A 14,678-nucleotide genomic window follows, 5' to 3' on the forward strand; every position below is an offset into this window, starting at 1 on the left:
AGTTACATTTTTTTCAGCAACTGACTGAATTCACTTAAGATCATTGCAGTGGCTCCCCAAATAATATATCCATTAAAATTGATGACAGGTACATTGTTGCCATTTGCGGCATCAAGATTCATTATTTCAGGTTGGTCGGGAAGGTTGAGAAAAGAAGTGATTGGAAATTCAATAACTTCTACTGCTTCTGATGCTTGTAAGATAAACTCTGGATTTTTTTTGGTGTAAGAAATGAATGGATACACATAGAAATTGCTCGGCGGAATGTAGATGGGCGACATTTCACGGATAATTCTTACATAGTGTTTTTCTAACCCGATTTCTTCGGATGTTTCTCTAATTGCAGTTTGTGCAAAGTCTTGATCTAGCTCTTCTCTTTTGCCTCCTGGTAAAGAAATTTGCCCGCTATGACGGTCGTGCTTGTTTTCTGTACGCTGTATGAGCGGAAAATACCACTCATTATCTTTTATATATAAAACAATATTTACGGCTGCAAATTTCGGGTTTTTAGACAAAATCTGGTCGTAGGTAAAAATAGGACGGGATGGAGGTGAAAAAATTCCATGGGCATATTCGCCACCCAATTCTGTTTGCTTTATTTTATTAAGAAGGTTTTTTCCGAAGCTTTTCATAGGGTAAATTTACTAATATATCATAAAATTTCCGAGAGAAAGTATTCCAAATAATATACCGTATTTCTACTACAAAAAAACTAACTGTAATTAATGAACGTTTTCTAACCAAAATGTGAAGTAAATCTCAAGAATTCAATGATTTTTGAAATTTACTGTTTACACATGATTTTTCGCCTTTGTGAGAAAAGTAGATTTGTAAAGTTTTAAACCATAAAAATTTACACAATGAAAAAATTAGTTACAGGTGCTTTAGCACTACTAGCAGTAAGCATCACTTACGCTCAAAGTACAAACAGTACAAACACAGTAGATCAAACAGGTAACAATAATGTTGCTAATGTTTCTCAAAAGGGAATTCAGCAGAAAAATGAATCTAGCCAAACTGGTAATAACAACACCGTGAATGTGTCGCAAAAAATGCAATACAATGAAGCGATGACTACTCAAAGCGGTATTGGAAACAGTGCGTCTGTTACACAAGGTGTTGCTTGGGCAAACAAAAACTATGTTACTCAAGATCAAGACGGAGTGAATAATGTTGTGAGTGCTACTCAGGATAAAACCTACATGAATGAAATTACGCAAACACAAGATGGTTTGGTAAATAACGCAACTGCTTCACAAAGCTCTGGCTCTAGAATGTACATCGATCAAGTACAAAACGGAATAGGGAATAGTGCTTCTGCTACGCAGGTTGGAGATAATAGTTTAGCTAGCTTAAGTGCAGATGCTAATGATATCTATCAGTCTCAAAATGGTCTTGGAAACAGCGCTGTTGCATCTCAGGAAGGATGGAAAAACGATGTAGACCAAGTTCAGGTAGGAGTTGCAAATGAGGCAAGTTCAGACCAGGTTGGGTATTTTAATACAGCAACGCAGTCTCAAAATGGTTGGTTTAATTCAGCTGAATTAACACAAGACGGAGATCAAAACTCTGCTAGCCAAACTCAAAACGGAAATGGTAACGACGCCGCTCTTTCGCAAGATGGAAATATGAACATGGCGGTTCAAACCCAAACAGGAAATTCAAACGACGCAAGTGGCTCTCAGACAGGAAACAGCAACACATTGACTTCAACTCAAACAGGAAACGGTCATATGGTTTTAGTTTCTCAGGAAGGGAGTTCCAACCAGTCATTATCAACTCAATCAGGGCTTAATAATGATGCGTGGGTTTATCAAAACGGAACTTCAAACCAATCTACCCTTACACAAGCGGGATCTGGTAACTATCATATGGGAGTACAAGCAGGTAGTGGAAATTCTATTGTAGTATCACAAAATTAGAGTTTCTTAAAAATGTATAGGAGAGCAATCTCCTATACATTATATTTTTTTGGAGATGAAAGCAAATTACTACATATCAATTTTTCTGATGATTTTTTGTTCTTTAATGCATGCTCAGAAGAGTGTTTCTTTTGAAGAGCTTAATTCTCAGAATGTTTTACAACTTTTTGGCAGTTCTGGTGCTTCAAATAGTGGCTCTGGTTTTACCACGAGCGTGGTTCAGATTGGGAATTCTAATGATGTGAAAATTCTCGATCTAAATCCAAAACAGGTTTCTATCACCCAGATTGGAAACGAAAATCAGACCTTATTTATCAATACCAGTAATAAGCCAAGCACGGCCACAATAAATACCGTTGGCAATTCAAATTATATTGATATGGTGGGAAGTAACAGTATCTCAGAAAAGATGAAAATCAATATCCACGACAGTAACATGATTATTTTTATCAGAAATTATTAAAATGACAAAACAATTTCTATGGATAATCTCACTATTTTTTTGCTGTAATTTTTTCTCTCAAACCAATAAAGAGATTGGCTTAAAAGCCAAAATAATTACAGAAAGCGCAGACGGTCTTTGTAATATTATTGCTACAGCAGAAAACCAATCAGATTTCCATTACCCAATCAATTACATTCTGCTATCTATAAAGAGGGGAGCTTCTGGCAATACTTCATCTAATAAACAAGAAGGGAAGTTTGTTGTAAAACCGAATGAAACCTTAAAACTTTCTGAAGTAAAAACCAATCTCGAGAAAAAAGATGTTCTTAAAGTTTTCCTTTTTATTAAAGACGAAGAAAATGCAAAAGTGATTTCTAAAGACAGTATAGAAATACGCCCTGAAAAAAACTTACAAAATAGTACCCGAAAAATATCTGAAAACGATATTGCGCTCTATGGTCTTACAATAGACGAAACCAGAAGCAAAAACGGAAAGTACTATTACGATCAGTTTTACATGCAGTATCTGCAGACAGATGCAAAGTTTCCGGGAACAGTAAAGATCGTCGAGATACCAGGAATAGGGCAGAGCACTAGAATTTCAGTTTTGTACAACGAGCAAGAAATTTATCTCTTTAATACATCTCCGGATGAAGAAGCGATGAGTCGCGAAGCTCAAGTTACTTTGGAAATTCTTAAAAAGATGATTTCGCCTAAGAACGAATTGCAACGCACCTCAACTAAAAATCTTTAACACAATGAAACTCTTATACATAACTACAATATTATTTCTCGTATTTACCAACGTCTCGTTGCGTGCGCAACAGTTGGTTTACAAACCCATAAATCCCGCTTTTGGCGGCGATACATTCAATTATCAATGGTTGCTAAGTTCGGCAACGGCACAGAACCAATTCGATAATGCTTCAACTTCTTCCCTCTCTTCCAGTTCTAGTTCGCTCGGAAGTTTTACCGATAGTTTAAACAGACAGCTTCTCAGCCAGCTATCAACCAAGCTTTTTGGTGATCAATTTGGTGATGGAGACATAAAACCGGGAACTTACATTTTCGGTTCTATGTATTTAGAGGTTACACAAACCGGAACAGGATTGCTGATAAAAATCTTAAATACGGGTACAGGAGAACAATCAGAAATTATTATTCCGGGACAAAGTTAATTTACCATGAAAAATACATACTTATATCCAAAACTTTGGGTAGCATTTCCCATGTTTTTTCTGGTAATGATTGGCTGTAATTCGTTACTGAATTATCCATCGAAAAGCGAAAAATCTACTTTGGGAGAAACGACTAATTTTACTTCAAAAATTAAAAGTTTACCATTACCTAACGAAAAAGTAGTGGTAGGAGTTTACAAATTCCGAGATCAAACGGGGCAATATAAAGCTGCTGATAATGGGGCAAATTGGAGCACGGCAATTCCGCAAGGAACCACCACAATTCTTATCAAGGCTTTAGAAGACAGCCGTTGGTTTAGACCTATAGAAAGAGAAAATATAGGCAATCTTTTAAATGAAAGACAAATTATAAGGTCTACAAGAAAAGAATATATGCCAAATCAAAGTAATGAATCTGGCAATTTGCCGCCACTTTTGTATGCGGGGATTATTCTTGAAGGCGGTGTAGTTTCTTACGATACTAATGTTGTAACCGGTGGTCTTGGTGCTCGATATTTTGGTATCGGAGCCTCTACGCAATACAGACAAGACCGAATTACAGTTTATTTAAGGGCGGTTTCCACGCAAAGTGGCGAAATCTTGAAGACGGTTTACACATCAAAAACTATTCTTTCTACAGGGATAAGTGGAAGTTTTTTTCGATACGTAGATACCGAAAGATTAATGGAGGCTGAAGTAGGAATTACACAGAACGAACCTGTGCATCTTGCCGTAACCGAAGCCATCGAAAAGGCTGTATATGGTCTTATTGTAGAAGGTGTTCGTGATAATATTTGGGGGAACAGAATGCAAGATAGCAGCAAGTTTACCAATGTTATCAAAGAATATAATGCAGAGCAGACAGATAATGATATGAAAGTTCTCGGCAGAAAAATGGCAGATAATGAAAGAGCAAAATTAGCGATATACGGCATTGCTGAAGCTACACAGATACGTGGTGATTATGTAAATCCTAAAATGCATCCAGGAGCAAAAGCTGGGATAAAATATTTCTTTAGCGATCATCTTAATATCGACGGAAATGCAAGTTATTTTGTTTTTGAAAATAAAAACCTTTTTTGGAGACGTGGGGTTTCTACAGATGTAAATGTGGAATATTTGCTTTTGCCCAAAAGTAAGTTTACTCCTTATGTTTTTGGTGGAGTAGGATGCGTGTTTTACAGTGATAAAAACTTCTTCAAATCTCAATTTGGGGGTGGTTTAGAATATTTAGTCAACCGAACTTTTGCTTTCAGACTCAATACGCAGTATGATTTGGGTTTTAATGATGATTGGGATTTCAAAGTACAGGGAACGAGGAAAGATCAAAGCGTGAGAATTGGTTTAGGGATGAGTATTTACCTAAACCGACGAACTTCAAAACCAGTAAAAACAACAAATCCATGAAAAATTTATTAAAGTATATTCTATTTCTGATGCTTAGCTTTACCATAAGCTGTAGCGAAGATCTTGTAGGTGAAGCTACAAAAGGAATTATTAAAGGAACTGTGGTGAAAAAAGGAACAAACGCCCCGCTTGCCAATGTTAAAATTTCTACAAGCCCTACAACCACTACTACATTTACAGCTACAGACGGTAGTTTTAGCATTGAGGATGTTCCGGTAGGCGATTATTCTGTAAAAGCAGAATACAATGGGTATGTTACAAGTTACCAAGGTGTAAACTTAAAAAATGATGGACAAACCGTAACGGTCGTTTTTGAAATGTCTGATGATTCTACCTTAAATTCGGCTCCTTCAATTCCTGTGCTCGTAAGTCCTGCAGATAATTCCGTAGAGCAACCTTTATCTCTTAATCTTTCTTGGACTTGTACCGACCCTGAAAATGATAGCCTAAAGTTTGATCTTATCATAAAAAACGCCAACAATACCATCGTTCAGAATATTAATGATTTATCGACGAAAAATTATAATCTCACGAACCTTCAGTTTAATAACACTTATTTTTGGCAGGTTGTTGCTTCTGATGGAGTAAATCCGAAAGTATATAGCGAAATTAGACAATTCAAAACCATTACAATGCCTTCCAATAGATTTCATTATGTAAAAAAAGAAAGCGGAAACTATTACATTGTATCGGCTAATGACTCTAATGTAAATTTTAGTCTCACGTCTACTTCACAAAATTCATTGAGGCCAAGATTGAATAATGATGCCAATAAACTTGCTTTTCTGAGAAATATTGGAGGAAATTTTCAAATTTTTACCTCAAAAAGAGATGGTTCTGATGTAATGCAGGTTACAACAGTTCCCGCAACCGGTTTTAGCAATACCGAAATCGATTTTTCTTGGAACAAAGTAGGGAGCCAGTTTATATATGCGAATTTCGATAAACTTTATCGTATAAACAGTGACGGAACTGGCCTTTCTTTACTCTACACAACACCAGATGGAAGCCTTATCTCGGAATGTGACTGGAGCTATGATGGAAGTAAAATTGCCCTTAAAACTAATAATCTAAGCGGTTATGGCGTGAAAATTTATATAATTAATATGAATGGAACTGTTATTCAGAATGTGTTGAGCGGAGTAAATGGAGGTGCAGGTGGTATTAATTTTTCTACAGATGGAAAAAAATTGCTTTATACAAGGGATGTTGCGGGTTTTGAAGCGCTACAATACCGACAGTTAGATTCGCGTATTTTCTTGTATGATTTAGAAAATAATACGCAACAGGATATCTCTACTCTGAGCCAGAAAATGAATGGAAGCAATGATTTAGACCCCAGATTTTCTCCAAATGATGCGGAAATTATTCTGGTAAATACTTCAAACGATAATATCTCTGTTAAAAATATTATAAAAATTACTCTTGCAGGTATTGGTGGGAATTTTCCTCGAACAGTACTGTTTTCTGATGCAGAAATGCCAGATTGGGAATAAAACAGTACATTTTTTAGATAAAAAAAAGTCAAAACCGGAAATTTGGTTTTGACTTTTTTGTTTCAGCAAGTCAGAAAACTTTTTTACTCAATAATGTTGTTTTCTAACGCGTATTTTACAATTCCAACCGAGTTTTTCACGTTCAGTTTTGTAAGGATTTTTTTTCTGTGAGTTTCTACTGTATTAATGCTTATAAAGAGTTTGTGCGAAATATCTTTGCTGCTGAGTCCGTCGCAAATCAGTTTTAAAATTTCGGTTTCTCTTTTGGTAAGCGATTCTTTTGCCTGAGTAGATTCAAAATTTTTCCCGTTGCTTACAAAGCTTATCATTTTTTCTTTTGCGTGCATGCATAAGAAGATTTTGTCTTCCTGCAAAGATTGTACACAGTCTATAAACTCATCAAAAGAGCTTCTCTTATCGAGATAAGCCGTAATGCCTTTGTTGAAAAGTTTTCTGATGGCGTTTACATCATAATCATCACCAATGATAATAATTTTTACGTTAGGATTTCTTTTTTTGATTTCGTCAGTCGCTTGGTAAATTTCTGAAAGCACCATAATATTTGAGCTAAACATTAAGATGTCGAAATTGTTGCTTTCTAAATAATCTTTAAGTTTTAGATAACAACTGCATACTTGAATTTGATTAAGAATTTTGGTCTGTGAGAGTAATTTAGATAAACCTTCTGCGTACAAAACAGGTTGATCAAAGATTATTAAATTTGATTTCATCGTGGTGCCTTAGATAGCCATAAAATTATGAAAAAATATTTAATTACGTATTATTTTAATTGATAAAATGCTGAAAAATACCCTTTTTGTGGTATATTTTTATAATAATATGTGTTATGTTGAGAATTTTTTATATGAAAAAAAGAAAAAGCCTTTCAGTCTTCTGAAAGGCTTTTGTTTTTCTAGTTAGAATAGCTTGCAAGTTCTTCTTTTTTTGAGTTGTAAACTCTGTATTCAAGATACTTGAATGAATCTCTGGGTATTACTGTTACCCATTTTTTGTACTTTATAAACCATTTCATCTGGATACTTTTAATACCTTTTGTAAGGTAAGCTTCCACGAAAGGGTGCACATGTAAAAAGAGTTTTCCTTTTTCTTTTTGTAAGATCGTTCTTAAGGTTTCTCCCATTTTTTCTACAATTACAATAGGAGCAACAATTTCGCCGTCTTTGTTAGGATTTTCTTCTTTAGTGTCTATTTGTTTTTCTGGTCGGTTTCTCTGTCTTGTAATTTGGATAAGCCCAAATTTACTCGGAGGAAGAATTTTGTGACGCGCTTTGTCTCGCTTCATTTCTTCACGAAGATGTTCGTAAAGGTCTTTTCTGTGTTCCGGGTTGGTCATATCGATAAAGTCGATTACGATAATACCTCCCATGTCACGCAGTCTTAGTTGTCTTGCAATTTCAGTGGCTGCCATTTTGTTCACATTTAGTGCGTGTTCTTTATTGGCAGTAATCCCTGCAGTAATATTGTTTCCGGAGTTTACATCTACTACGTGAAGAGCTTCTGTGTGTTCTATCACAAGATAGGCGCCTTTAGAGCTTGGTATATTTACGTGTTTCCCAAAGCTTTGCTTCATTTGCTTTTCGACATTGTAGTATTCTAAAAGCGGAATGTGAGAGTCGTAAAATTGTACAATGTTTTTTCTTTCCGGAGCAATTACTTCTAGGTAAGATTTCATTTCAGCTACCATTTGCTCATCATCACAGATGATATTTACAAAATCTTGGTTGAAATTATCTCTAAGAATTGCAGATGCTTTGTCGTCTTCGCTTAAAACTTTTGAAGGGACTTTGTTTTTTTGGATGTTTTTAAAGGTGTTTTCCCATTTCTGAACCAATTGGTTCATGTCGTTGTGAAGGTCTGCAACTTTTTTGCCTTCTGCAACTGTTCGGATAATAACGCCGAAACCTTCAGGTTTTATACTGTCGATAAGGGTTCTGAGTCTTTCTTTTTCTTCCGAAGTTTTTATTTTTTTCGATATGGATACTTTATTGTCGAATGGGATTAGCACAAGAAATCTTCCCGTAAGAGAAATTTGTGTAGAAATTCTTGGCCCTTTTGTAGAAATGGGCTCTTTTGTAATCTGTAGAAGAACGATATCGTCTTTTGCAATTACTTTGTCTACTGTCCCGTTTTTGTCGATTTCTGGTTGTATTTCAAAATTCTTCAGTCCTGAAGTATTCTGTCTTTTAGAAACACTATCCTTTAAAAATTTTTTATAGGTAAGAAACTGCGGTCCCAGATCCTGATAATGTAGAAATGCATCTTTGTCGTATCCAATATTTACAAAAGCTGCATTAAGGTTCGGAGCTAGTTTCTTTACTTTTCCTATAAACAAGTCGCCTACTACAAAGTTATTTTTGTCTTCTTCCTCATGAAGTTCACAGAGTCTTCCGTCTTCCAGTAAAGCAATTTTGGTGAAATCGTCTTCATGCGAGACCAATAGTTCTTTCTTCATTTTGTTGTAAGATAAATTATATAGATTGAGGGAGTGTTTTTTCGAAAAATATTGATTTTTTAAATTTAATAAATAAATCAATATATCGTTAAAAAATCTTTAATAAGATTATTTATCTTCCTCTTAATCACGCTTTGCACAAACAAAAATATAGTCGGTGATTTTTAAATATATAAAAAACACCAACTATATTATTATATTAAAAATCTCGTAAGAGATTATTTTTTCTTATGTCTGTTCGCTCTTCTTCTTTTCTTTCTTTTGTGAGTCGCTACCTTGTGTCTTTTTCTTTTCTTTCCGCTTGGCATAATGTTAATTTTTTAATAACTAGTTAATATTCTATTTTTTATTTTACTGCAACTTTAGTCTTTACTTTCTCCACAAAAGATTTTGAAGGCTTGAAAGCTGGAATGTTGTGTGCAGGGATTTCAATTGCAGTGTTCTTAGAAATGTTTCTTCCCGTTTTAGCTGCTCTGGTTTTAACGATGAAAGATCCAAAACCTCTTAAGTAAACATTGTCCCCATTGTACATAGAAGTTCTGATCTCCTGCATAAAAGCTTCTACAACTTTCTGTGTTTCATTCTTTTCAGTTCCCAACTTATTTGAGATGGTGTTTACCAATTCTGCCTTTGTCATTTCCTTGTATAATTTTAAATTTTAGGTGTGCAAATTTAGTTAAAAAAATTGAATATTAGCAAATTACTAATAAAATATTTTTTGGCGTAATCGATTGGTATTATATGAAGATAACATCAAATATTCTTTAATTATTATGTCATATAAACGTAAAGTTATTTTTGGGATATTCGGCAATGGCTATCAAGTCTATATTTTTTGGTTAATCGGTTGCTTTTTGGAGATTTAATTTTATTATCCAATCATCAATTATTTTTTTTGATTTTTCTTTTACGTAATTCTGTATTCAGTTGAATAAACGGAGCTTCCGAATTGCAAAAAATATAATTTAAATTGATGTTTTTACAAAATATTTTAGGCAGACATTTTTATTAAATAGATAATGCTTTACATTTTTTGTTTTCATTTTTTTAAATAAATTTTCTTTAATTATAAACCTTTATTTTTTTTCATTTTTAAATCAAATTTCATAGTGAAACTTTATTAAAGTACTTTTTAAAACGGTTTCAAGGGATTGTTTGATAAAAACGCGTTGCAAAAAAACACTTTTTCATATATTTGTTGACTATGGAAAATATCGAGGCAACACAAGATAAAAGGCTTTTTCTCATCGATGCGTATGCGATGATTTTTAGAGGGTATTACGCGTTAATCAGAAGTCCGCGAATTACAAGTTCAGGGTTAGATACTTCAGCAATTTTTGGATTCACCAATTCACTAATAGAATTAATCAGAAGAGAAAGACCAACACATCTTGCTGTGGTTTTTGATGTGGGTGAAGCAAGTGTTAGAACTGCGGATTTCACCGAATATAAAGCCAATCGTAGCGAAACTCCTGAAGCGATTAAAATTGCTGTTCCTTATATACACAGGATTTTGGAAGCGATGCATATCCCATATCTCGGTGTTCCGGGTTATGAAGCGGATGATGTGATTGGAACCATTGCTTGTAAAGCGGAAAAGGAAGGATACACTACTTTTATGGTAACGCCAGATAAAGATTTTGCACAATTGGTGACCGATAAAATTAAAATCTACAAACCAGGTTTAAAAGGGGGCGATATTGAAATTTTAGGTGTAGAAGAAGTAAAAGCAAAATACGAAATTGAAGATCCTAAACAAGTCATTGATTTTCTTGCGATGATGGGGGATGCGGTAGATAATATTCCCGGATTACAAGGTGTGGGTGAAAAAACTGCCATGAAATTCCTTAAAGAATACGGAAGCATTGAAAATCTTTTAGCCAACACACACGATTTGAAGGGCAAAATGAAAGAAAAGGTTGAAGCTTCTGCAGAATTAGGTATTTTATCTAAAAAATTGGCAACAATTATTTGCGATGCCCCAATCGAATTCCATCAAGAGCAGTACGACCTCGAAATTCCAGATTTTGAAAAAGTAAAAGCGGTTTTCGAAGAAATCGAGTTCAGAAGATTGTATGAAAATCTTTACCGTGCTTTTCAAAAAACAGAAACTCCAACTCCGAAAACTGAAAACGAAAATAACGAGCAAGAACAAACGCCTCAGCAAAAAGTGGCGGCTGCAGTGGGACAACTCGATTTGTTTGCAACGTATGAAGAGCTAGACCAGGCAACTTCAAGCAAAGCAACTATTGAAACGAACGATCATTTGTACCAATTTTTAGACAATCCTAAAGCTCAGAAAATTTTAGTTGAAAATCTTTTGCAGCAAAAAGCGGTTTGTTTTGATACCGAAACAACTTCTCTAAACGAGCTGGAAGCAGAATTGGTTGGGATGAGTTTCTCTTATAAAAAAGGTTTGGCGTATTACATTCCGTTTTCTGAAAATCAAGAGGAAGTTTTAGAAACTTTGGAAATTTTCAGACCGTTTTTTGAGAAAGAAGATTTGGTGAAAATTGCACATAATCTTAAGTACGATTATAAAGTTTTAAAAAAATACAATATCACGGTAAAAGGTGCGATGTTCGATACGATGATTGCGCATTACCTTTTAAATCCGGACGGAAGACATGGGATGGATTATCTTTGTGAGGTGTATCTAAATTACAAACCGGTTTCCATCGAAACGATTATCGGGAAAAAAGGGAAAAAACAAGGCAATTTCAGAGATGCAGATTTGCGTACGCAAACCGATTATGCAGCCGAAGATGCAGATGTTACGTTCCAATTGTACGAATTGCTTGCGCCACAATTAAAAAAAGAAAATTTAGAAGACCTTTTCTTCTCTATCGAAATGCCTTTAATGGAAGTTTTGGCTAAAATGGAACTTGCCGGGATTTCTTTAGATGAAAAATGGCTCGCTCAGGAAAGTATTGATTTAGATAACGATTTAAGAAAATTAGAAGCAACAATTTTTGAAATTTCTGGTGAAGAATTTAATATGAATTCACCGAGACAATTGGGCGAAATTTTATTCGAAAAAATGCAGCTCGACCCAAAAGCAAAGAAAACAAAAACCGGTCAGTACGCAACTTCGGAAGATGTTTTGCAGAAATTAGCTTCAAAACATGAGATTATTCAACATATTTTAGAATACAGAACGTATCAAAAGCTGAAATCTACTTATGTGGATGCATTGCCGTCGCAAATTGAGCCGCTCGACAACCGTGTACATACCAATTTTTCGCAAACAACGGCTGCAACAGGTCGATTGGCGAGTGTAAACCCGAATTTGCAGAATATTCCTATCCGAACTTTGAGAGGGCAACAGATTCGTGGTGCTTTTGTTTCGGGTGAAGGTAAAAAACTGATTTCTGCCGATTATTCTCAGATTGAATTGCGTTTAATCGCTGAAATTTCTGGAGAAGATAATATGATTAAAGCTTTCCAAGACGGAGAAGATATTCACGCTTCAACAGCTGCGAAATTGTTTAAAATTCCTTTGGAAGAAGTGTCAAAAACGCAGAGAAGTCAGGCAAAAACGGTGAATTTTGGAATTATTTACGGTCAAGGTGCATTTGCTTTAGCAGAACAGACAGGATTGTCTAGAACGGAAGCAAAACAAATGATTGAAGCGTACTTTGAAACGTATCCAAAACTGAAAAAATACATGGCTGAACAGGTTGATAAAGCCCGCCAAAGCGGTTATGTGGAAACAATTTTAGGAAGAAAACGCCATTTGAAAGATATCAATTCTAACAACTTTGTGGTAAGAGGTCATGCAGAAAGAAATGCGGTGAATGCGCCTGTTCAGGGAAGTGCGGCAGATGTTGTGAAGATGGCAATGATTAAAATTCAAAAGGAGCTTGAAGAGAAAAATTTAGCAACAAAAATGCTTCTTCAAGTGCATGACGAATTGGTTTTTGAATCTCCAATTGAAGAAGTTGAAACAGCAAAAGCTTTAATTAAAACCCAAATGGAAAGCGCTATCGAAACACAAGTTCCTTTGTTGGTAGAAGTTGGAGTAGGAGATAATTGGTTGGAAGCGCATTAAAAACAGCTTTTAATACAGATAAAAAAATGATAGCATCAAAAAAAGATGCTATCATTTTATTTTAATACTCAATTTCAATTCCTCCTAAATAAACCAGAGAAAAATCGTCTGTTTCTACAGATTTTGGTTTTGGAATTTGTCCTTGGCTTACGAAAATTAAAGAGTTTATATCGAATTTCAAATTGCTTTCATTGATTTTATGCACCAATTCTGGAAGCCATTCGTCTGCAAAAGAGTAGTCTGCAAATTTTTGGTAAAGCGTGTAATCGCCTTCTGCAAAGCCGTACTCAATGAAATCTTGGTCAAACCAAATGGTGTCTTGCGATTCTGCAAACCTAGAAATATAAACGTCGTCAGAATCTTCCTCTAGGTAAAATTGCTCGTCTTCATCTGCGAATCTTTCTAAGTCTTCTTCTGATTTGAAATTTCCTACCCAAAAATCTAAAATCTGTGTGTCCATAAGGTTTAATAAATGTTTATTATTGAAGTTTCAAAGGTATGATAATAGTTTGTGGTGGTAAAATTTTATTGAAACGATTCGTTGCATAAAAAAATTGAAAAGAAAGATTTTTTTACTTTCTGCTATTTTTAATAAAGGAATGAATAATCTTTTTTTAGTACTTAAATTGATTTTATCTTATCATCAATTTTTTTTGTGAGCTCACTTATTTTTAAATTTAAGGTAGAGTGGAAAAAAAGACAAGAAAAACAACTTTAATTAAAAAAAAATTCAGAAATTTATACTGTGATAATTGTAATTATAAAATTACAATTGAATCGAGTTTGTAAAGTAATAGGAAAGTTTATGACAATAAATTTATCAATATTGTGTATATGTTTAATTTTTTGTAAAATATAATGTAAATTTTTCTAATATTTTCTGTTTAAAATCACAAATTATTTGTAATTTTTAGCAAACAAATTCATTCTGCCTACCTTTAATTTTGCATTATCAAGTTTACTCTTATATAAAGAAGGAATCTAAAAACACAGTTAGTACCACACAACATGATAAATGTTGATGTAATAATAAGAGTCGACTTGTTTTTATTTATAAAGAAATGTTTTTTTAGATAAAGTTTTTAAATAATATAAATTTATAAGCTTTAGTTTTTAGTTGGGGCTGCGTTTTAATTAGCGCAGCTTTTTTATATTATTACTTTACCTCTAAATCCTCTTGCTGCATAATAAGATTGTACGCCATTATGGTATAGAAATACAAAATTATAGCGTCGGTCACAGAAGAAAGCACCGCCGCGGTTTCTTATTTCCTCTGGTGTTTGTATCCAACTCGAAGTTTTTTCATCGAATTCACCTAGAGTTTGTAGTTCTCGATACTCTGCTTCGTTTAAGAGTTCAATGCCCATTTCTTGGGCTGCGTTTATCGCAGAATCTTGCGGTTTGTTTTCTTTTCTTGCAAGAAGAGCTTCATGATCGTAGCAAAAACTTCTTCTTCCAGAAGGGCTTTCTTTAGAACAGTCGCAAAAAACTACGGATTTATCACATTTAATAACGTCTGGTTCGCCACCTGTTTTTTCCATTTGCGCAATACTCCATAATTTTTCTGGATTTTGAAGAAGAAGATTTTCAATTGAATTCCAATCTAGATTTTTTAGGTTAAATCTGTTTTTTTCAATCCTAATTTTTAAAATTTTAAGAATTTCTTGAGATTCGAGGTTGTTTAATTTTTTGGAAGCCATTTTGTG

The 14,678-nt window shown here is 34.3% G+C and carries 13 protein-coding genes; 7 read left to right on the plus strand and 6 right to left on the minus strand.

Translation table 11 applies throughout. The annotated features are described in order from the left end of the window. Positions 1–2: 2 nt before the first annotated feature. Positions 3–632, minus strand: coding sequence for an NUDIX hydrolase (locus AC2A1D_RS13460; protein ID WP_484044101.1), 630 nt, complete (start codon positions 630–632; stop codon positions 3–5). Positions 633–860: 228 nt separating this feature from the next. Between AC2A1D_RS13460 and AC2A1D_RS13465 the strand changes: the two genes are divergently transcribed. The 6 genes from AC2A1D_RS13465 to AC2A1D_RS13490 all read left to right on the plus strand — a co-directional run bounded on the left by AC2A1D_RS13465 (position 861) and on the right by AC2A1D_RS13490 (position 6,448). Continuing rightward, complete coding sequence (locus AC2A1D_RS13465) at positions 861–1,922, plus strand: hypothetical protein (protein WP_484044102.1); 1,062 nt, start codon at positions 861–863, stop codon at positions 1,920–1,922. 88 nt (positions 1,923–2,010) lie between these two features. After that, positions 2,011–2,385: a hypothetical protein gene (locus tag AC2A1D_RS13470; protein WP_484044103.1), complete on the plus strand. Its 375-nt coding sequence runs from the start codon at positions 2,011–2,013 to the stop codon at positions 2,383–2,385. 1 nt (position 2,386) lies between these two features. Next, entirely contained in the window at positions 2,387–3,121 is a 735-nt protein-coding gene (locus tag AC2A1D_RS13475; RefSeq protein ID WP_484044104.1) for a CsgE family curli-type amyloid fiber assembly protein, read from the plus strand. 4 nt (positions 3,122–3,125) lie between these two features. Then, positions 3,126–3,545, plus strand: a complete 420-nt coding sequence (locus AC2A1D_RS13480) for a curli production assembly/transport component CsgF (protein ID WP_484044105.1) — start codon at positions 3,126–3,128, stop codon at positions 3,543–3,545. 6 nt (positions 3,546–3,551) lie between these two features. Then, positions 3,552–4,952 carry a CsgG/HfaB family protein gene (locus AC2A1D_RS13485; protein WP_484044106.1) on the plus strand — a complete coding sequence of 467 codons (1,401 nt, stop codon included), beginning with the start codon at positions 3,552–3,554 and terminating at the stop codon, positions 4,950–4,952. Continuing rightward, a complete protein-coding gene (locus tag AC2A1D_RS13490) occupies positions 4,949–6,448 on the plus strand; it encodes a beta-sandwich domain-containing protein (RefSeq protein WP_484044107.1) in 1,500 nt (499 codons plus the stop codon). The genes AC2A1D_RS13485 and AC2A1D_RS13490 overlap by 4 nt, the downstream gene beginning before the upstream one ends. 83 nt (positions 6,449–6,531) lie before the next feature. On the opposite strand, the gene AC2A1D_RS13495 is transcribed toward AC2A1D_RS13490, so the two are convergent. The 3 genes from AC2A1D_RS13495 to AC2A1D_RS13505 form a co-directional block, all read right to left on the minus strand. Beyond that, the gene (locus AC2A1D_RS13495) at positions 6,532–7,179 is read right to left on the minus strand and encodes a LuxR C-terminal-related transcriptional regulator (protein ID WP_484044108.1); all 648 of its coding nucleotides are present in this window, start codon (positions 7,177–7,179) and stop codon (positions 6,532–6,534) included. A gap of 182 nt (positions 7,180–7,361) precedes the next feature. Further along, positions 7,362–8,921, minus strand: coding sequence for an Rne/Rng family ribonuclease (locus AC2A1D_RS13500; protein ID WP_484044109.1), 1,560 nt, complete (start codon positions 8,919–8,921; stop codon positions 7,362–7,364). Positions 8,922–9,267: 346 nt separating this feature from the next. Beyond that, positions 9,268–9,558 carry an HU family DNA-binding protein gene (locus AC2A1D_RS13505; RefSeq protein ID WP_034674127.1) on the minus strand — a complete coding sequence of 97 codons (291 nt, stop codon included), beginning with the start codon at positions 9,556–9,558 and terminating at the stop codon, positions 9,268–9,270. A 567-nt stretch (positions 9,559–10,125) separates the two neighbouring features. Here AC2A1D_RS13505 and polA point away from each other — a divergent pair. Then, positions 10,126–12,972: a DNA polymerase I gene (polA, locus tag AC2A1D_RS13510; protein ID WP_484044110.1), complete on the plus strand. Its 2,847-nt coding sequence runs from the start codon at positions 10,126–10,128 to the stop codon at positions 12,970–12,972. A 61-nt stretch (positions 12,973–13,033) separates the two neighbouring features. Here the strand turns inward: polA and AC2A1D_RS13515 are convergent, their stop codons facing one another. Together AC2A1D_RS13515 and AC2A1D_RS13520 are read right to left on the minus strand one after the other, a co-directional pair. Beyond that, entirely contained in the window at positions 13,034–13,432 is a 399-nt protein-coding gene (locus AC2A1D_RS13515; protein ID WP_484044111.1) for an immunity 22 family protein, read from the minus strand. Positions 13,433–14,120: 688 nt separating this feature from the next. Further along, positions 14,121–14,672, minus strand: coding sequence for a DUF4256 domain-containing protein (locus tag AC2A1D_RS13520; protein ID WP_484044112.1), 552 nt, complete (start codon positions 14,670–14,672; stop codon positions 14,121–14,123). Positions 14,673–14,678 lie beyond the last annotated feature (6 nt).

The organism is Chryseobacterium sp. HNCC26DJ239, assembly GCF_057180445.1.